17 protein-coding genes are annotated in these 19766 nt (G+C 40.0%); 10 read left to right on the forward strand and 7 right to left on the reverse strand.

Annotated features, from left to right (window positions below; genetic code table 11):
* Window positions 1-108 precede the first annotated feature (108 nt).
* A complete protein-coding gene (locus tag FAX86_RS18025; RefSeq protein WP_144394879.1) occupies window positions 109-843 on the forward strand; it encodes a DUF481 domain-containing protein in 735 nt (244 codons plus the stop codon).
* 73 nt (window positions 844-916) lie between these two features.
* On the opposite strand, the gene FAX86_RS18030 is transcribed toward FAX86_RS18025, so the two are convergent.
* Entirely contained in the window at window positions 917-1555 is a 639-nt protein-coding gene (locus tag FAX86_RS18030) for an MBL fold metallo-hydrolase (protein WP_144394880.1), read from the reverse strand.
* Window positions 1556-1705: 150 nt separating this feature from the next.
* On the opposite strand from FAX86_RS18030, the gene FAX86_RS18035 reads away from it, so the two are divergent.
* The 7 genes from FAX86_RS18035 to FAX86_RS18065 all read left to right on the forward strand — a co-directional run bounded on the left by FAX86_RS18035 (window position 1706) and on the right by FAX86_RS18065 (window position 12120).
* Complete coding sequence (locus tag FAX86_RS18035; protein WP_144394881.1) at window positions 1706-2917, forward strand: cyclic di-GMP phosphodiesterase; 1212 nt, start codon at window positions 1706-1708, stop codon at window positions 2915-2917.
* Window positions 2918-3056: 139 nt separating this feature from the next.
* The gene (locus tag FAX86_RS18040) at window positions 3057-4061 is read left to right on the forward strand and encodes a response regulator (protein ID WP_144394882.1); all 1005 of its coding nucleotides are present in this window, start codon (window positions 3057-3059) and stop codon (window positions 4059-4061) included.
* Window positions 4058-5026 carry a GGDEF domain-containing protein gene (locus tag FAX86_RS18045; RefSeq protein WP_246128660.1) on the forward strand — a complete coding sequence of 323 codons (969 nt, stop codon included), beginning with the start codon at window positions 4058-4060 and terminating at the stop codon, window positions 5024-5026. The genes FAX86_RS18040 and FAX86_RS18045 overlap by 4 nt, the downstream gene beginning before the upstream one ends.
* Window positions 5027-5140: 114 nt before the next feature.
* Window positions 5141-6505 carry a nucleotide 5'-monophosphate nucleosidase PpnN gene (gene ppnN, locus FAX86_RS18050; RefSeq protein ID WP_144394883.1) on the forward strand — a complete coding sequence of 455 codons (1365 nt, stop codon included), beginning with the start codon at window positions 5141-5143 and terminating at the stop codon, window positions 6503-6505.
* A 55-nt stretch (window positions 6506-6560) separates the two neighbouring features.
* Complete coding sequence (locus tag FAX86_RS18055; RefSeq protein WP_144394884.1) at window positions 6561-8402, forward strand: M1 family metallopeptidase; 1842 nt, start codon at window positions 6561-6563, stop codon at window positions 8400-8402.
* A gap of 518 nt (window positions 8403-8920) precedes the next feature.
* Window positions 8921-9520: a DUF4124 domain-containing protein gene (locus FAX86_RS18060; RefSeq protein ID WP_144394885.1), complete on the forward strand. Its 600-nt coding sequence runs from the start codon at window positions 8921-8923 to the stop codon at window positions 9518-9520.
* A gap of 293 nt (window positions 9521-9813) precedes the next feature.
* Complete coding sequence (locus FAX86_RS18065) at window positions 9814-12120, forward strand: TonB-dependent receptor (protein ID WP_144394886.1); 2307 nt, start codon at window positions 9814-9816, stop codon at window positions 12118-12120.
* 50 nt (window positions 12121-12170) lie between these two features.
* On the opposite strand, the gene FAX86_RS18070 is transcribed toward FAX86_RS18065, so the two are convergent.
* Both FAX86_RS18070 and FAX86_RS18075 read right to left on the reverse strand, forming a co-directional pair.
* Window positions 12171-12980 (reverse strand): metal-dependent hydrolase, encoded by an 810-nt coding sequence (locus FAX86_RS18070; protein WP_144394887.1) that lies wholly within the window; start codon window positions 12978-12980, stop codon window positions 12171-12173.
* A 273-nt stretch (window positions 12981-13253) separates the two neighbouring features.
* The gene (locus FAX86_RS18075) at window positions 13254-13832 is read right to left on the reverse strand and encodes a superoxide dismutase (RefSeq protein ID WP_144394888.1); all 579 of its coding nucleotides are present in this window, start codon (window positions 13830-13832) and stop codon (window positions 13254-13256) included.
* Window positions 13833-14084: 252 nt separating this feature from the next.
* Here FAX86_RS18075 and grxD point away from each other — a divergent pair, with 252 nt between their 5' ends.
* Entirely contained in the window at window positions 14085-14405 is a 321-nt protein-coding gene (grxD, locus tag FAX86_RS18080) for a Grx4 family monothiol glutaredoxin (protein WP_144394889.1), read from the forward strand.
* 112 nt (window positions 14406-14517) lie between these two features.
* Here grxD and FAX86_RS18085 read toward each other — a convergent pair whose 3' ends face one another.
* On the reverse strand, window positions 14518-14712 hold the full coding sequence (locus FAX86_RS18085; protein ID WP_144394890.1) for a (2Fe-2S)-binding protein: 195 nt from the start codon (window positions 14710-14712) through the stop codon (window positions 14518-14520).
* Between the two features lie 208 nt (window positions 14713-14920).
* On the opposite strand from FAX86_RS18085, the gene FAX86_RS18090 reads away from it, so the two are divergent.
* A complete protein-coding gene (locus FAX86_RS18090) occupies window positions 14921-15526 on the forward strand; it encodes a peroxiredoxin (RefSeq protein ID WP_144394891.1) in 606 nt (201 codons plus the stop codon).
* Window positions 15527-15624: 98 nt separating this feature from the next.
* Here the strand turns inward: FAX86_RS18090 and FAX86_RS18095 are convergent, their stop codons facing one another.
* The 3 genes from FAX86_RS18095 to lon all read right to left on the reverse strand — a co-directional run bounded on the left by FAX86_RS18095 (window position 15625) and on the right by lon (window position 19740).
* On the reverse strand, window positions 15625-16314 hold the full coding sequence (locus FAX86_RS18095) for a hypothetical protein (protein WP_144394892.1): 690 nt from the start codon (window positions 16312-16314) through the stop codon (window positions 15625-15627).
* Window positions 16315-16375: 61 nt separating this feature from the next.
* Window positions 16376-16864: a hypothetical protein gene (locus FAX86_RS18100; protein ID WP_144394893.1), complete on the reverse strand. Its 489-nt coding sequence runs from the start codon at window positions 16862-16864 to the stop codon at window positions 16376-16378.
* Between the two features lie 473 nt (window positions 16865-17337).
* Window positions 17338-19740: an endopeptidase La gene (gene lon / locus FAX86_RS18105; RefSeq protein ID WP_144394894.1), complete on the reverse strand. Its 2403-nt coding sequence runs from the start codon at window positions 19738-19740 to the stop codon at window positions 17338-17340.
* Between the last annotated feature and the right edge of the window lie 26 nt (window positions 19741-19766).

Raw genomic sequence — 19766 nt, forward strand, 5'->3', positions numbered from 1 at the left:
AATCCGATTGTAAATCCATCTTGGTACTCATTCTGACTAAAAGAGTGTTAACACATACCAATTGACTTTGGTATGATGTGCGCAAAAATTGCGGAAGGATAAAATAAGATGAAAGCACTTAGCTTGTTAGTCTCAGCTGTTATTGCCAGCACAGTCGCGGCGGAAGATGATTCATTGTGGAAGGGAAAAGCTGAACTCGGTATTGTTTCGACGTCAGGTAACACAGAAACATCATCGACTAACGGTAAAATTAATCTACTATACGATCCGGAAAAGTGGCGCCAGGAATTTAAACTGGAATACTTTGTTGCTGAGAGTGAAGTGGTTGTTGATGGTAATACTCAGACTCAGAAAACAGCGGATAGAACCTTCTTTCTATCAAAAACCGATTATAAATTTACAGAGCGGTCTTACTTGTATGCTCTATTAGATTACGCTGACGAGACTTTTACCGATAAAGATTACATAGGCAACTTTTCCCTCGGTTATGGTCGAACCTTTATCAAAGAAGATGATGTCGATTTACACGCTGAAATTGGTTACGGTTTACGACGTTTTCAGGAACGGGACAGTACTGTTGCTGTGGAAGAAGAGGTTACTCGTCTGGGGGGTAAATATTCAACTAAAATCGGAGATAATGCGAACTTTTCGCAAGAGCTTACGGCTGAACTCGGTGAGGATTTTGACCAGTATAAGTCAATGACGGCGCTCAATGTTAACATCAATAGCTCGTTAGCTTTAAGTGTTGGTTACGAAGTACAACATGTGACTGAAGTGTTAGCTGAAGGAGCGGAAAAAACCGACACTAAAACGACGGTCAATCTAGTTTATAACTTTTTATAGCGAAATATTTCCATTTTCGCTAACACTATGAGCAAGCGCGATTAAGGGCTTGCTCATAAATATTCCCATCTTTTTATTGGTCTTTTACAAACGGATTCGTTTGTCTTTCCTGCCCAAATGTCGACATGGGACCATGTCCTGGAACAAATTGAACGTCATTACCCAGCGACCATAATTTTGAACGAATTGACCGGATTAAAGTATCGAAGTCTCCGCGAGGAAAGTCAGTTCGACCAATTGAGCCCTTGAATAATACGTCACCCACCCAAGCCATTTTTGTTTCAGGATGAAAAAAAATAATGTGTCCGGGTGTGTGCCCTGGACAGTGATGAACTTCGAGAGTTTCGTTACCGACTTCAACCGTGTCGTTTTCGTTTAGCCAACGATTGGGTTCAAATGACTTGGCCAACGGAAAGCCATATTGCTGACTGATTTGTGGTAGGGCATCGATCCAAAACTTATCGTCAGTATGCGGACCTTCGATTGGCAGGTCCTCTTTCTCTGAAAGCTCGGCAACGCCACCAACATGATCCACATGACCATGAGTCACGAGTATTTTTCTTAAATTGAGATTTTTTGCTTTTACGAGAGATAAGAGTTGCTCCAGATCTCCACCCGGATCGATCAGTGCAGCTTCTCGAGTTTGATCGCACCAAATAAGGCTACAGTTTTGTTGAAAAGGGGTGACTGGATTGATGGCAAACTTAAGCATTTTAATTCGTTTTAGTTTTAGCAAGAGAGCTATTTTAGAGGGCTGACGCCTTTAGGCAATAGAAAAATCGAATATTGTCGAAAAAATGCGAAATTAGAGAAGTCTGATAAACTTAATGTTCAGGTAGGTATAATAATACATTGAGAATTAATGCTAAAGAAAATCGATATTAATGATCTCGTTGTTGGGATGTATGTTGAGGCGATTGCCGATCAAGAGGGAGTGAAAAAGGTTAGTCAACGAGGAGTGATTACCTCTGAGCAAGCTTTAGAGGCGTTAAAAAGCGCGGGTGTCTCAACCGTCATTGTCGATACTGGCAAGCAAATTAATTTAAAAGCTGAGAAAAAGCCGAGCCAACAATCAACCAATCAAAGCTCTAGTGATTTGGAAAAAAGCGCTCTTAATGAAAAAATGCCAGAAAATTTCCAATTGCAGTGTACCAGAGCTCATCAAATATATCGCGAAGCAAAGAAAGTCCTAAAAAAATCGATCCAAAATTGGTCAAAAGGGGAAGTTTTGGATGTTGAGAAATTTAAAGTATTGTCAGAAAACTTAATTGATGGTTTGTTGGAAGATACCGACTCGATGCATTTGGTGACTATGATTCGACACAAGGATGAATACTTACTTGAGCACTCGATAAATGTTGCTTTGCTGATGGCTGCCTTCGCATTACATATGGAGCTCTCCAGAGAGGTTGCACGTGAATTGACCTTGGGCGCTTTTCTGCACGATATTGGAAAAGTAAAAGTCGATGAAAAAATCCTTAACAAACCTGGCCCATTAACTAAAGAAGAGTTCGAGCACATTAAAGAGCATGTTAAATATGGTTTGGAAGCGGTAGCGAATGATCCGAACGTATCAGATACAGCACGATGTGTGATTGGTGAGCATCACGAGTTTCTCGATGGTTCTGGGTACCCTGGAAAATTGATCGGAGAGCAAATTAGCTTGTATGGAAGGATGGCAACGATAGTTGATACTTACGACGCGATAACATCAGACAGATGTTATCAAGACGGTCAAATATCGAGCAAGGCTTTTCGGATCATGTTGCAAAATACCGAATCACAATACGATACCGAGCTAGTTGGTAAATTTGTGAAATGTATGGGGGTCTATCCCGTTGGCTCACTTGTTGAGTTGTCACGAGGTAAAATAGGCGTTGTCATACGTTCGAATTCGGCGAATCCGTTACGGCCGTTGGTTAAAGTGTTTTATAATCTTAAACAGCAACATTACGTCGAACCAGTCGATGTTGATCTTTCCAGAGCGTTTGAAAAAGACGAGATAAAACGCAGTCATCGTGGTGAAGACTTAAAACTCGACATTCCACGATTTTTTGAAGAATTTATCATTTAAATAACTCAGCTTAACACCACTCTTCTGATTTATTTGTGCGATCCTCTGATGATGCAATTATCACTTTGATTTATTGAGAGTTTCTGCCTACATTTAAATGAAATACATAGGACTCATTTCGCGGTGTATGGCACTTTAAATGACAATTCCAGTAACCATATGTGACGACTCAACGTTAGCTCGCAAACAAATTGTAAAAAGCTTGCCGAGCAATTGGGATGTTGAGCTGACCTTCGCAACAAATGGGGTCGAGGGTTTGCAAGCCATTAAAGACGGAAAAGCAGAAGTGCTGTTTCTCGACTTGACCATGCCTGAAATGGATGGGTATGAAGTGCTTGAGACGATTTTTAAGCAGCAACTCAAGACCATGGTCATTGTCATATCTGGAGATATTCAAAAGGAAGCTCAGGAGAGAGTGGCGTCGCTCGGAGCTCTGTCTTTTATTAAAAAACCCGCGGATGCCGACCAGTTGGCCATGATTTTGGACGAATACGGCTTATTGGCGGAGACGACTGAAAACACTCCGCAATCTGAGCAATTCTTAGACAATCTTAACATTCCGCTACGCGATAGTTATCGTGAAGTCGCCAATGTTTCAATGGGAAAAGCGGCCGAAATTTTGGCGCGGTTATTAGATGCATTTATCGTGTTACCCATTCCATCCGTTAACAATATTGAAGTAAGCGATCTGCAAATGGCGCTGTTGGCCATAGAAAATCGAGACACCGTCTCTTCTGTCTGTCAGGGATTTATCGGTAATGGCATATCGGGTGAGGCATTACTGATTTTTAATGATTCAAGTTTTGCTGATATTGCCAAGTTAATGCGGTTTGAAGGAACTCTAGACGAAAATGTTGAACTGGAATTATTAATGGACATTGCCAGTATTCTCATTGGAGCATTTTTAAAGACGTTTGCTGCGCAGTTAGATGTTCAGTTCAGTCAAGGGCATCCAGTTATTTTAGGGCGTCATTGCAATATTGCTGAGCTTATTCATCCAGAAAATGTGAGCTGGAAAGAGACATTAGCGATTGAAATACACTACACCATCGAAAACTACGATGTGAATTGTGATCTATTAATCTTGTTTAGTGAAGATTCAATGGAAGAGTTGAATCGGCGAGTATCATTTTATTCATCATGAGCCTGACAGACGCAAATAACTTAGAAATTAATGAACTCCATTGGATGATGGATATGTTGACCAATGTGGATGTTGGATTGGTCGTTCTTGATTCAGGTTATACCATCCAAACTTGGAATCGCTTCATGCAGGATCATAGTGGTAAAGCCGATGCTGAGGTAAAAAACAAGAGCATCTTTGAGGTTTTTCCCGAAGTTCCAGAAGCTTGGTTTAAACATAAAATCGATTCTGTTTTTATGTTGCACAGTCGTGCCTTTTCCACTTGGGAGCAGCGGCCTTATTTGTTTAAGTTTAAAAATTATCGGCCAATTACCGGTACAGAAGATACTATGTATCAAAATGCGACAATGATTCCGATAATGTCGGCTGGTGGCGACGTCAGTCATGTGTGTTTATTGATTTATGATGTGACCGATATTGCCACGAGTAAGAAAGAATTAACTCGATTAAACAAAGAGTTAGAAAACTTAAGTCGCACCGACCGGCTGACTGGTTTATACAACCGGGGCTATTGGGAAGAGCTGTTTGAAAAGGAGTATGAAAAGTGTTGTCGTTATAAAACGGAGTCGACAGCCATCATATTTGATATTGACCATTTCAAAAAGGTCAATGATACTTATGGACATCAAGCGGGTGATGAGGTCATTCGAAAAACCGCACTCTTACTAAAGGAATTAGTGCGCAAGACAGATATGGCCGGCCGTTACGGCGGTGAAGAGTTTGTTGTTTTTTTACCCAATACTAAAGCGGAGAGTGCAGAAATCTTTGCAGAGCGATTGCGTAAAAAAATCGAATCCTTCACAGTTACTCACGAGGATAAAAAAATTAACTTTACAATAAGCCTTGGTGTGTGTCAGTTTAAAGATACCTTACAAAGCCATGAAAAGTGGATTGAAAAAGCCGACCAAGCGCTTTATCACAGTAAAGAAAATGGACGTAACCAAACAACTATTGCCGAGATTTAATAAGTCTCCTCTATCTATTTAAAATTAAACCGTTAGTTTGGTTGCATGGTTTAATTTCCCACCAGTAAACATCGTTTACCTAAATTTTGGGATAGTAATTTATAAGAGAAATAAATGAGTAAAAGAATATCAACTTTTGTTAATCCAATTGGAAGCTTGGATGTTTTATCAAAATATGAAGTCGAATTATTAACCGATGCAAATCATGAAGAGCTACAACGTGTATTTCGTTTGTGTGCTCTGGCTATATTAAATACAGGAAATACCTCCGATAACAGTAAGCATATCATTGAGCAACATCGTGATTTCGATGTGAAAATTTTGCAAACCGATCGCGGTGTTAAATTAGAAATTATTAATGCACCTGAGGACGCTTTCGTTGATGGTGAAATGATTCGCGGGATTCAGGAGCATTTGTTTTCCGCGCTGCGCGATTTAATTTATTCGCACAACTTAGTGCTGAATAGTGGTCAATTTGACTTGGATGATTCCAATGGAATTACTAGCGCTAATTTCCATATATTGCGAAACGCCGGCGTGCTGAATCCGGTTAAATATTTAAATTTAGTGGTATGTTGGGGCGGACATGCGATTAATCGCCTTGAGTACGATTATACAAAAGACGTAGGTTACCATTTAGGTCTACGAAACTTTGATATTTGTACTGGCTGCGGTCCTGGTGCAATGAAAGGACCGATGAAAGGTGCGGCTGTAGCACATGCGAAACAACGGATTGTCGATTCACGGTTTATCGGTATTTCTGAGCCCGGTATTATTGCGGCAGAAGCTCCCAATCCAATTGTTAACAAGCTGATCATCATGCCCGATATAGAGAAACGACTGGAGTCTTTCGTGCGTCTTTCTCACGCTATCGTTATTTTTCCAGGTGGCGTTGGTACTGCTGAGGAGCTCCTTTATTTACTCGGTATTTTATTGCATCCGGAAAACAAAGACTTGCCGTTTCCTTTGATTCTTACCGGACCGGAAGAAAGCCGAGAGTATTTTGATCAGATGTATAAATTTGTCGAGTTAACTCTCGGTAAAGAAGCGACGGATTTAATGACTGTGATTATTGGTAATCCAGAAGAAGTTGCAACGCACATCAACGCTGAAGTCCGGAAAGTACGAGAGTATCGCAAAGATAAGTCGGATGCGTTTTTCTTTAACTGGCGCTTGCATATTCCTTATGAGTTTCAACAACCCTTCCCAGCCAATCATGAAGCGATGGCTGAGCTTAATCTGTCTTCAAATCAGCCAGTGCATCAATTGGCCGCGCATTTGCGTCGAGCGTTTTCGGGCATTGTTTCCGGAAATGTTAAAGCCGATGGAATTGCGGCAATTGAAGAGAAAGGGCCATTCAAACTTAAAGGCGAGCAATTTATAATGGATTCTCTCGATAAGTTGCTTCGTTCATTCGTCGAGCAAAAACGGATGAAAATCGGAAGTGATGAATACGATCCGTGTTACGAGCTTGTATAAGCTCGTAATCCGAATGTTTTATATAATAAAATCAAAGGTTTATTTAGGGTAGGTTATGTTTAGAAAGATCATTTCTGGCGTGGCAATGGTGATTGTCACGCATCTCTCGTATGCATCTGTAGTTGATGAAGTTTCTTATGCCAATACTTCATCCGTTGTTTCTAAGAACATCCATCTCGATTTGACGGTTCAGTTTGAGCAACGTTCACTCGATGGATACGTTGAGCATCATCTTAAATGGTTAGATGATTCAGCAAAGCAATTGGTATTAGATACACGTGATCTCATCATTCATGACGTAGAGCGAAGGGTTGGTGGGAAATGGATGAAGGCCAATTTCTCGTTAAGTGATAGAGATGCTGTACAAGGGGCAAAGCTGACAATTTCGCTTCCATCACAGGCGGATAGAGTTCGAGTATATTATGCTTCCACGCCGAAAGCCTCTGGCCTTCAATGGTTAACCGCTAATCAAACAGCGGGTAAAAAGCATCCATTTATGTACAGCCAATCTCAGGCAATTCATGCACGAAGCTGGATTCCAGTCCAGGACACGCCATCCATGCGTTTGACTTACTCAGCAACCATTCGCACCCCTAAAGAGTTGCTCGCTGTGATGAGCGCTGATAACTCAAAAAACGAAGAAAAAGATGGTGAGTATCACTTTGAAATGCCTCAGCCAATTCCTCCTTATCTGATTGCGATTGGCGTTGGTGACTTGGACTATCAAGCAATGTCAAAGCAAACAGGCGTTTATGCAGAACCATCGGTTTTGGCATCGGCAGTTGCAGAGTTTAACGACACGCAAAAAATGATAGAAGCGAATGAGAAACTATATGATGAATACCGCTGGGGACAATACGATCTTCTTATCTTACCTCCTGCGTTCCCATTTGGTGGCATGGAAAATCCACGATTATCGTTTATAACACCGACGGTCATCGCTGGAGACAAAAGTTTAGTTAATCTCATCGCTCATGAACTGGCGCATTCTTGGTCGGGTAATTTGGTCACCAACGCGACTTGGCGTGATTTATGGCTAAACGAAGGGTTTACCAGTTACGTTGAAAACCGAGTGATGGAAGAAGTCTTTGGTGAGGAACGAGCTGTCATGGAGCAATGGTTGGGAGTAACCGATCTGAAGCATGAGTTAAAGGATTTGCCAAAAGACGATACTCGATTAAAACTGCCTCTCGAAGGAAGAGATCCCGACGATGCTTTTTCTGGTGTTCCTTATGTGAAAGGTCAGCTATTTTTAATGTATCTTGAAGAACAATTTGGACGTGACAAGTTTGATCCATTCATAAAACAATATTTTAATGAACATGCTTTCCAGTCGTTGACCACTGAAGATTTTGTCCAATATTTGGAAGAGCATCTAATTAATAAATATCCCAATATTGTCAGCATGGAAAAGGTCAATGAGTGGATTTATGAACCTGGCTTACCGAAAGACTCGCCGAATCCGCAAAGTGATGCTTTTGCCAAGGTAAAGGTAAAACTGGACGGTTGGTTATCGGGTAATAAGTCATTGGAATCATTGAAAAATAATTCTTGGTCAGTGCATGAGTGGTTGTACTTTATTGAGCAGTTACCCGATGATCTGTCTAAAGATAAAATGAAGCAAATTGATCAAGTTTTTAATTTAACCACAAGTACGAATGCTGAAATTCGTTTTGCCTGGTTTATGCTTGCGATAAAGAATGATTATGAGATTGTTAATGAGGAGCTAAAGGAGTATTTGAAGGGCATTGGTCGACGTAAATTTATCGTACCATTGTATCAATCATTGTCTGATCATTCTGATAACAAGAAAGAGTGGGCAAAATCAATTTATCAAGAAGCTCGAGGTGGATATCATCCGCTCGCTCAAGGAAGTATCGACAAGATATTCAAATAATAGACGCGAGATTACACAGAACCAAAAATAAAAAGAGCGCCCTTTGGGCGCTCTTAACGTTTGTGGAGAGTCTAATTTTTCGTTTTATTGTTCCCCGGCTGTGTAATTCTCCGTTTACACCACCCGAAGTCTTTAATCCAGTCTTGGTTCTATTTTATTGTTTTAGCTATTTACTTTGGATTAACCGTCATTGGTGTTGACCGTTGGATATACCTTATTCCGAAGGCGTTATAGCGCGCAAGGCACAGCTTTGTGCTAAACCTGTGGATAACTTGTTATTTTTCGATTTATCTCAATATTGTTGTTTTACGAGGCGATCTTTTTAAGAAAAATGTAGATAACTGGCGTTTACAACCTGTGATTGTTCGAACGATGTGCTTTAGAAGAAAGAAAAGTTATTCAAGAATAGTTTCCAACCACTCATAACCATTAGGCATATGCCATTCAGAACTGAAATGTATTTATATTAGAGAGTGTATATTTACGTATTGCTTTTTTACATTCATTTTGTAGAATACATGCTCAATATTGATGGACTCACTGGATGGACTCACTGGATGGACTCACTGGATGGACTCACTGGATGGACTCACTGGATGGACTCACTGGATGGACTCACTGGATGGACTCACTGGATGGACTCACTGGATGGACTCACTGGATGGACTCACTGGATGGACTCACTGGATGGAGTCACTAAATATTGGCAATCTATTTCAGAAATTACCAAAAGGAATTTGATAATGAGACCTATCTCACTCTATCTATTGTTATTTGCTTTTTGTGTTCCACAAAGTATTTTCGGCAGTGAAGTGTTTCGTTGGCAGGACGAAAATGGAAACTGGCACTTTACCGATCAGCCAGAAGATGAAGGGTACGAACCAACTCAAATTAAGCAAACCAATATTATCAATTGGAGCAATTCACCAACTCTGCAAATTCAAAAAGCGACAGCGGCAACTAAAGGTAATGGAAACTTTTCTAAAAAGCGAAAGCGCTGTGATTACTTGAGTGAGAAAATTGAGTCTTACGCAGAAAAATCGAAGCAGAATCCTGATAATTTAAGTTATCGCCAAAAGAAAAGAGAGTTTGTTTGGCGAAAGCAAAAGGAATGCTAAAGATAAGTTACTATATCGACAAATTCGATGAAAAATGTTGGTTGCCTTGTGAAACTCTAGTTTCTCTTCTATAAATACTTTATTCGACAAATAATAGACGTCTAAATGACTGATAAAATAAATAATTTGAATTTATTTATTGATTTGGCGTGTACTGATTAAGCGCAACTGTTATTGAAATAAAATCCTTCATTCATTCTTGAGCTTTGCTGTATTCGCATCCTTTGCGTTTAAAGCTTGTTATGTATTTTTAATTTAATTATCCAGCGTAATTAGTTAGGAGTTCGAACGACATGACTAAGCTTAACCTTATTTCCAGGGCTGTTTCTGCAACTGTATTGCTTATGGCATCGAACAGCTATGCTGATTCGACAGGGGAAGTTGGGAATATTTCACTGGAAGATCTATTAAATATTGAGGTCACCTCGGCATCAAAAATCGCGACAAAGATATCTGAAGCTCCCGCTGTAGTAACGGCTTACAAGCAAAAGCAGCTGGATCAATATGGTTTTAATGTCATTAACGATCTCTTGTACACCTTACCTGGATTTGGGCCAAGTCAAGATTACGACCGACCAACAGTGGGAACACGAGGAAACTTTGACAGTTGGAGTAACAACCATATTCTCCATTTGGTCGATGGCATCCCATTGAATGATAATTTATACGGCACCGCTTACACCTGGCTTACTCCGGTATTTTTTACAAAAACATTAGAAGTCATTAGAGGACCAGGATCCGCACTTTATGGTTCTAATGCGACGAATGGTGTTGTGCAAATGAATACATTTAAAGGTGCGGACTTAAATGGAAAGTTTTACACCAAGTTTAGTCCATTGCCTGGCTCATATGGTACGCGTCGAATGGAGGCTATGACAGGAACGCAATCTGGAAATTTAGATTTTATCATGGCGTATTCTTATCATCAGACCGATGGTAATAATTATATGTCGTATGATGGCTCAGGACGATTATCTGGTGATGTACTTTCGGATGGCTCGCCAGAAGCGGCTCGGTTTATGACAAGAGACAATCGAGATGATTCTTATTTCTGGTCAAAGCTAAGTATTGGTGATGAGTGGCAGTTTCAATATCATCGTCAAGAGTGGGACTTTGATACTTATTTTGGTTGGTTATTTTGGATTCCCGATTACGATGAAGAGATGAATGAATCTCGAGATATTTTTTCTATTAAGTACAGTGGAAATATCAGTGATAATTTATCGCACGAATACGTTGTCAGATATCAGCGACACGATATTACCTGGAACCAACGATATTATCCCGATGATGCGTTCGGAGGATATTATCCGTCGGGTATGTGGGAGTATTTAGATACTGACGCTAATGATATTTTTGTTCGGGCGCAAGTGACTTATCTGTTCGGTGATTCATCTGGCGCGACTTTCTTGGCAGGCTTCGAGGGTGATCGATTTTCTTACGTCGGTGATGATGAGCATTTTAGTAATATTAATGTAGATTCTGAATTCTTCGAACCTTTCCCTGGCGATATTAATACATCGCTTGGACCTTGGCTTGATTACGTTAAAGATGAACCTATTTTAAATACCGCTTTTTACGCTCAATTAACGACGGGCAACTGGTTAAGCTCCGATTTTGAAATGACCTTTGGTGTTCGTTCGGATAATTTGGATGTTGATTACAAAGAGGTTTATACACCTGGGCAACCCGGTCGAAGTAAAAGCTTTTCGCGTGTAAGTCCTCGACTTGCTGGCGTTTGGAGTGCTAGTGACAATTTAGTTTTAAAAATGATGTGGGGTAAAGCTTTTCGTGCGCCAACGCCAACAGAAATGGCAGGAGCTCATACTTTTTCACTGGCTTCGAATATTGCCGAACTTGATCCTGAGCTTATAACAACAACTGAGTTTCAATCTGATTGGAAGTTTGACTCGAATCATGTTTTTCGTGCCAATTTGTTCTTAACAGAATTTGAAAATCAAATCGCCTATTCGACTGTAAATCAAAACCTGAGTACCAATATTTATTCGACTGAAAATTTGGGATATGAATTCGAGTTTATTGGAAATTATGGGAGTTGGAACTGGTTTGCTAATATTTCTTATGTTACGCGGCAAGATGAGTCGATATTAGCATTTGATGATCAGGGTACGCCAAATGATCCTGCTGATGACATTCCTGAGTTTTCACAACATGATAGTGACATAAAATGGGAACCGGGATTAAAAATTAATTTTGGTGCGGCATTCGAGTGGGAAAAATTATCAGCTTCTTTTAATGCGCATTTTCATGGAGAGGTGGAGCGAAGAGACTCTGATAATAATTTATTACTGGGCGACTGCGACTTTGATGGCAATATCGATCCGGAACCAAATTCATTGCCTTTGGCCGTATGTGTGCCAACGGATTTTAACTTGGTTGCTCACCGTGGTGATAAAGTGGATTCTTGGTTGACGATTAACTCTCGAGTAAGTTACGAGCTTAAGGATAATGCTCAATTAACTCTCGAGATTAAGAATTTACTGGATGAGGAAGGGTATTTGGCAAAAACAGGACCTTTTCCATTCGACTACCGAATTCCAGAAAGGCAATTGATGTTTTTTGTCGAGTTTGGCCTCTAAGAAAAAGGCTCCTAGGAGCCTTTTATATTAATCTAATGATCTTAAGTCATCTAAATTTTTTCAAACTGATCGAAGTGACTGATAAGTCGTTGATCATCGATATCCCAAGGATGAAAGCGAAATTTAAAATATGCGAGGTAATGAGTAAAACATTTTCGTATCATTCCTCGCTTACCAAAAAGAAAGCGCCAGGCTGATTTTATCGTTGCAAGTCGGAAAAGCTTTTTGTCTGCGTGGAGGAGGCGACCTGTCATCCATAAAACATCTACAAAAAATAACAAGCTAACTAATGCCATCATGGAGGTTCGTCTACAATATCCTCCGCCAACCGACTGGTAAGTATCAAATGCGACAGCTTTATGTTCTATTTCTTCAATTGCGTGCCAAATCCATATCGTAGCAGAGATATCATCAACTCCTTCGCGCCAAGAATGTTCAGTTAACAAATAATGGGCGAAAATAGCTGTAATATGTTCCAGCGCGACTGTTTGTGCCAGTAAATTTAGCCGTGAGTTAATACGTTGGTTGATATTGGTTTTCTTTTGGAAACCATCTCTCAACCGGTGCCAAAGTTGTGTATTGCTTATATTACTTTGATTAAAATGTTTATGCGCCTGCCGATGATTGGCTTCTTGATGAATAAAGCGTCGAATGTCCTCTTTAAGCTGGGGATCGGATACTTGATCTCGAAAAGGGTGAACACTTTGTACAAAAAACTTCTCACCGATAGGAAAAGTAATTGAAAGTGCATTCATAAAGTGGGTTTTGAAAGCATCATTATTGAGCCAGTAAGCCTTATTTTCATCTGCTGAAATGTCAGGTAGTTTTCTTGGTCGAATCTGCGTAACTGATTTACTCATGGGGGTATAAGGTACTTAGCGGAAAAATTTTGATGCTACTCTACCATGATTTTAATTTTGGTGAATACTTCTGCAGAGTGGCTCTATGGATTTATCGAAGTGAAATGATTAAGCGATTGTTCTTAATGGAAAAATCAACTTGTGAAATATTCCCACACGATAAACATTTCAACTTTTTCATTTCTGTGACTCATTGAGTCAGGTTATGAGATTAAGATGTATGATAAAGAAAAGGCCCAAGACGGGCCTTTGCAAAGAATTATAAATGCAGATTTAACCGAAATTTTTCGCTGCAAAATCCCAGTTAGCAAGTTTGAAAAAGCCTTCCAAGTATTTTGGTCGAGCATTACGATAATCGATATAGTAGGCATGCTCCCAAACGTCAACGGTGATTAAAGGTGTATGACCGTCAGTAATTGGGCAACCTGCATTTGAAGTATTAACTATTTCCAATTTACCAGAGCTGTTTTTAACAAGCCAAGTCCAACCAGAACCGAAGTTGCCAGCCGCAGCTTCAGAGAATTTTGTTTTGAATTCATCGAAGCTACCGAATTCTGCATTGATTGCGTCAGCAAGAGCACCCGTTGGCTCTCCGCCGCCATTAGGGCTAAGACTGTTCCAGTAAAAAGTATGATTCCATACTTGAGCTGCGTTGTTGAAGATGCCGCCAGATGATTTCTTGATAATCTCTTCTAGAGAAGCATTAGCAAATTCACCGCCCTCGACGAGGCCATTTAACTTATCGACATAAGTCTGATGATGTTTACCGTAATGGAACTCCAGAGTCTCCTCAGAAATAGTTGGAGCCAGAGCGTCCTTTGCGTAAGGAAGAGCCGGTAATTCAAATGCCATGATAAAAACTCCTTCGAAGGTTTTGTTTAATTATTGAAAGGTTGCTTGAGCCCAATATTGTAGTCACTATTGGAGTGAAATGTCAGTCCTTTTTGCGAGTTATCGTTTTAATCAATGGAAGAACGATTTTTGTCCTTAATCAAATTATGGTTAATGGACTTTTTACGAGTTTTTTAAGGAAAAGCTAGCGAAATGAGTATCAGTTGATTAAGATCACGCCATATTTAAAGTGGTTCACAAATGAGGTTGTTAATGGAAACCCTAGATCGAATTAAACAGCAAATTGGCGACAATGATATTTTAATTTACATGAAAGGCTCACCGAAGCTTCCCATGTGTGGCTTTTCAGCACAGGCTGTTCAAGCGTTAATGCAGTGTGGCGAAGAATTCGCTTATGTCGACATATTAGAGAATCCCGATATTCGTGCTGAGCTTCCTAAATACGCCAATTGGCCAACTTTCCCTCAATTGTGGGTGAAAGGTGAATTAATTGGTGGGTGCGATATTATTTTGGAAATGTTCCAGCAAGGTGAACTCCAAGAGGTCATCAAAGGAGCTCGAGCAGAGACCTAGAATTTAGATGAATAGTCTTGAGAAATAAAAAAGGCGCTTTAGCGCCTTTTTTAATGCTTACTGTAAAAGAAGATTTTCTCAGTTTAAGAGTTAGTGATTACTATAAATAGGATTATGCAGCGCTGGTAAACTTCACGTCAGGAAGGATACTTTGTTCTAACAATTCCTTTGCAACTCGACCACAGCGGCCGCAGTCACCGGCGATTCCTAAAGCTTTACTCAAGCTTTTCATGCAACTTGCTTTGCCTTCATTGACGGCCTGCTTAATTTGCGTGTCTGTGATACCTCGACAGAGACAAACGTACATGACTGTAACCTCTTCAAACAACAATGATAATCAAACAATAATAAACATTATATGCAAATGAGAATGATTGTCAATTAATAATGTGCAAACTTTGATCTGGGTCACTTAATCGATAAAAGCGATTACTTTGAAAATTCTCAACACACTGAATTTGCTTGGATTATAATGTTCGACCCTGTGTATCAATAACCAACAATTGGAGATAAAAATGGGTGTATTAGTAGGACGTGAAGCGCCAGACTTCACTGCAGCAGCAGTTCTGGGCAACGGCGAAATTGTTGATAATTTCAACCTGAAAGAAGCTATCAAAGGCAAAGATGCAGTAATTTTCTTTTACCCACTAGATTTCACTTTTGTATGTCCTTCAGAGCTCATCGCTTTCGATCGTCGCGTTGAAGAGTTTAAAAAGCGTGGTGTTGAAGTGATCGGTGTTTCTATCGACTCTCAGTTCTCTCACAATGCTTGGAGAAATACGCCTGTGGACAAAGGCGGAATTGGTGAAGTTAAGTACACTTTGGTTGCGGATACTAAGCATGAAATTTGCCAGGCTTATGATGTTGAGCATCCTCAAGCTGGTGTTGCATTCCGAGCATCTTTCCTTGTTGATAAAGAAGGTAACGTTCGTCATCAAGTCGTTAATGACTTACCATTAGGTCGAAACGTTGATGAAATGCTTCGTATGGTAGACGCATTACATTTCCATGAGCAACACGGTGAAGTTTGCCCTGCGGGTTGGAAAGAAGGTGACAAGGGTATGCAAGCGACTCCAGAAGGCGTTGCAGCATACTTATCAACAGAAGCTGACAAACTGTAAGTTTCGAAAGTTGATAATCGCTTTGCACAAGAAAAGCGCTGGAATTTTCCGGCGCTTTTTTTATGGTCACAAAGTCGAATTTATAGACTAATATGTTGTCAGTTTGCACCGACAAGTTGGGTTGGATAATCATAGCCTTCGCGCATATAAAATCCTTTAATCGTAACCTGGCCATTGTCATCGATTGAATATTCACTAAAACTTTTTGAGTCCCAATCCAGTTGATTTCCAATATGCTGAATACTTGTCTGGATATTTTCTTCACTCCCTAACTTATACTCAAGCCGGCATAATGATGTCGAGCATGCGATATCGTTAACTTGTAAATCATTTATGTTGTTTGAAAGTTGTTCCAATGAACGTCTAAAGTGATCTTCCGCGGTTAGTGACCAGTTTTCATCAATGGACTCATTTAAAAAATGTTGTTCAAATACTAATTCCGGATTGGTTTCCGTTTCAGGCTCTATATTTTGAATGGCGTTTTGCTGTTGTGATGATTGAGAGTTCTGTAAGGTATTTTTAATTGCTGCAATTTCTTTTTCGAACTGCTTATTTTGTTCCGTTAGTTTTTGGAGTTGTTGATTCAAATTGATCAGTAAATTTGTGTTTTGTTCTGAGCTCGCGCTATTTAAAACTTCTTGACGTTGAATATCGGTATTGATGCGTGACGTTGACTCAAATTCTAAATCACCAGAAGATGCTTCTGATTCAGACTCCTTGGTAAGCACATATCCGAATATCGCACTTAAAATAATTCCAACGCTTAATAAACCTATTAATCGATTCATAATGACTCCTTTTTATAATAGTGAGCGCACCGAAGTGCGCTCAGAAAATCAATTCAGCGAATTAATCGTTTTCACTTATTTGATAGGTACCTAACCAAGAAACACCATTTGAAGTTCTGCGAGGTAAAGAACAACTGTAATAGTAATGACCATTACTGGCTGCTCCTAAGCCTGAATAATTGAGTCTTTGCCAGTTAGAGTTTATGCCGCTAGTTCTTCTATTTTGGCTCCAGATGCGGCCGGTTGTTGAGCCAACAACATTATAGTGACTGATTAGAGTACAGCTCACATCTTCATTGCTGCTCAAGTCTCGTACTTCAATCCAGCCAGAACGAATGGTGTGACCGATTGAATCTTTAGTCGCAACACAGTCTGTGCGCAATACTTGAGAGCTCGATGTGTTATATATATTACTATAACTTAACCGCTTTCCATCACCGCTATATGCAATGCATGATGATGCGTTATAATTTTTACCATCTTCCGCATGACTTGGTGTTGAGATGAATAACGGTGAAGCGATAAGAGCACTGACTAAAAGATACTTCATGAGTTTTCTCCTTAAGATAATTTTTAGGTGCCTCATTTCAGGCCGCTAATTTATACAAAAAATACCTTAAGATTAATTAGCAAAATTGGACAAGCTTTATTGCAATTATGGACAAACAGTGGATAAATCAATAATTATTTATTGATGAGTTAAATGTTATTGTCGTGAGCTTAGTCACGACTGTTTAAAAACGAAGTATTTAATTTAATGAAAATTTATAAAAAGTTTCATAAAAACCCGATAGCACACTGTATTGATTTTTTGCAAGCTGATTAAGCAACTCAATGATTGATCTGAGTCATCTAATTATTGATGGTTATTTTAACTGCATTGAATGAATGCATAAATGTTGGAGTACTTCAGCAGAGTTCAGGAATTTTCAAGGGGCCAGATAGCCCCTTGTATTTCGAAAGAAGTTTTTTAAATTTTAAAATACGGATTAAAAAGAAGATAAAGAAAACTGTATTAATGCGTCAAAACATTATTTCAGCGACCTGGTTAAAGTCACCAACAAAGTGCACTGTAACTCCTTCTTTAATGTGCTTGGGAAGCTCTTTAAAGTCTCCCTCGCAGGCATCTGGGAGAATAACGGTTTTCACTTTCGCTCGTCGAGCAGCAATAATCTTTTCTCGAATACCGCCAACGGCCAAAACTTTTCCTGTCAATGTGAGTTCGCCAGTCATTGCGATGCCTTTTTTCGGAGATTTGTTCTTAGCCAAAGACAGGAGGGCTGTGGCCATGGTAACGCCAGCCGAAGGACCGTCTTTAGGTGTAGCTCCTTCAGGAACGTGAATGTGAATCATCTCGTTATCAAAAGCATCTTTTTTAACACCATAATCTTCAAGATGCGCCGCAATGTAGGCATAAGAAATTTCAGCAGATTCTTTCATGACATCGCCAAGTTTGCCAGTGAGTCGAAAGCCGCGATTTTTACTGTGAACTATTGCGGCTTCAATATTTAATGTCGAACCGCCCAGTGCCGTCCAGGCTAGGCCGGTAACAACACCAATGCTGTTGGTTGGACTTTCTTTTTGAAACCAGGGGGTTCCTAAAAACTCTTCCACATTTTTTTGAGTGACGCTCACATTTTTCTTTTTCTTGTTAACGATATTAACAACGCACTTTCTGGCAATTCGGCCAAGTTGTTTATCTAAATTTCGAACGCCTGCTTCTCGAGCGTAGTCTTCAATAATTTTTCTAAAGCCAGTATCGCTAATTTTTACCTGGCTTGTTTTTAAGCCACATCGTTCTAATTGTCGTGGCCACAAATATGACTTAGCAATTTCAATTTTTTCCTGAGCAATGTAGCCGGATAGTCGAATGGTCTCCATGCGATCGAGTAGTGGGCGAGGAATGGTATCGAGTTGATTGGCGGTACAGATAAATAGAACCTTTGATAAATCAAATCGAACATCTAAATAATGATCCAAAAAGTTCTCATTTTGCTCGGGATCGAGCACTTCTAATAGTGCACTGGCTGGATCACCCTGATAAGAGCTTCCTACCTTGTCAACTTCATCGAGCATAATCACAGGATTGGAAGATTGACACTCTTTAATCGCCTGGATGAGTTTTCCTGGCATTGCACCGATGTAAGTACGACGATGACCTTTTATTTCTGCTTCGTCACGCATTCCGCCAAGCGAGAAGCGATAAAATTTTCTACCCAGGGCATTTGCGATGGAGCGTCCAATTGATGTTTTTCCAACGCCGGGTGGACCGACAAGCAGTAAGATTGATCCTGCAATATGTCCGGTAAGCGCACCAACCGCTAAAAACTCAACAATACGATCTTTAACATCATCCAACCCCGCATGTTCCTTGTTCAACTCTCGTCTTGCGCGTTTAAGGTCAATGCGATCTTTGGTGGTAATTCCCCAGGGCAAGCTAGTCGCAACATCAAGGTAGTTTCTAGTGACCGAATATTCGGGTGAACCTTGTTCGAGAATGGATAACTTATCCAGCTCTTCATTAATCTTTTTGCGGGCATCGTCTGGCATGTCAAAGCTTTCAATTTGCTTGGTAAAGCGATCGATGTCTGCGGTTTTGTCATCTTTCGCGATTCCTAGTTCTTTTTGAATCGCTTTTAACTGTTCTCGCAAGAAAAACTTTCTTTGATGTTCGGTCAGTTTGTCTTCTACCTGACGTTGGATGTGACTTTGTAATTGAGCGACCTCGAGTTCTTTCTTTATCATGACCAGAACTTTTTCCATTCGTTTTCTTAAATGGACTTGTTCGAGTACTTCTTGCAAATCTTCACGCGTTGCTGTTGTTAAGCTGGCTGCAAAGTCGGTTAAGGGAGAGGGCTCATTGGGATTAAAGCGATTTAGGAAAAACTTCAACTCTTCACTGTAAAGTGGATTGAGAGGTACCAACTCTTTCAAGGTATTAATTATTGCAACTGCGTAAGCTTTCAATTCATCCATATCTGAGTAAGAAGGCTCTTGCGGATATTCAACTTCAACAATGAATGGGGGCTCTTTAGTCATCCATCGTTTTATTCGGAATCTTTGAATGCCTTCCGCGATAAACTGGATTTTTCCAGACGATAAGACGGGATGATGAATTCGGACCAGTGTTCCGATGGAGTTAAACTCTTCTGGTGATGAGTCTTCAGGGTGCGGGTTTCGCACCAGCACTAAACCGGCAATCTTTTTCTCGGTGTCCGCAATGTATTCAATGGTTTCGCGCCAAACTTCTTCATTCATTAAAATAGGTAAAGTTTGTGGCGGGAAAAAAGGACGCTCTGATAAAGGTAACAGACAAATTTCTGTCGGTAATATTTCATCTTCGAGTGATGACAGTTCTCTGGTGCCTTCAGCAGCATCCAAAGAAAACTCAATATCAGGATCACCAAACTCTTGATCTGCGGCCATATAAGATTATTCCTTAATCAGCTTGT

This window comes from Pleionea sediminis (assembly GCF_007570825.1).
Classification (GTDB): domain Bacteria; phylum Pseudomonadota; class Gammaproteobacteria; order Enterobacterales; family Kangiellaceae; genus Pleionea; species Pleionea sediminis.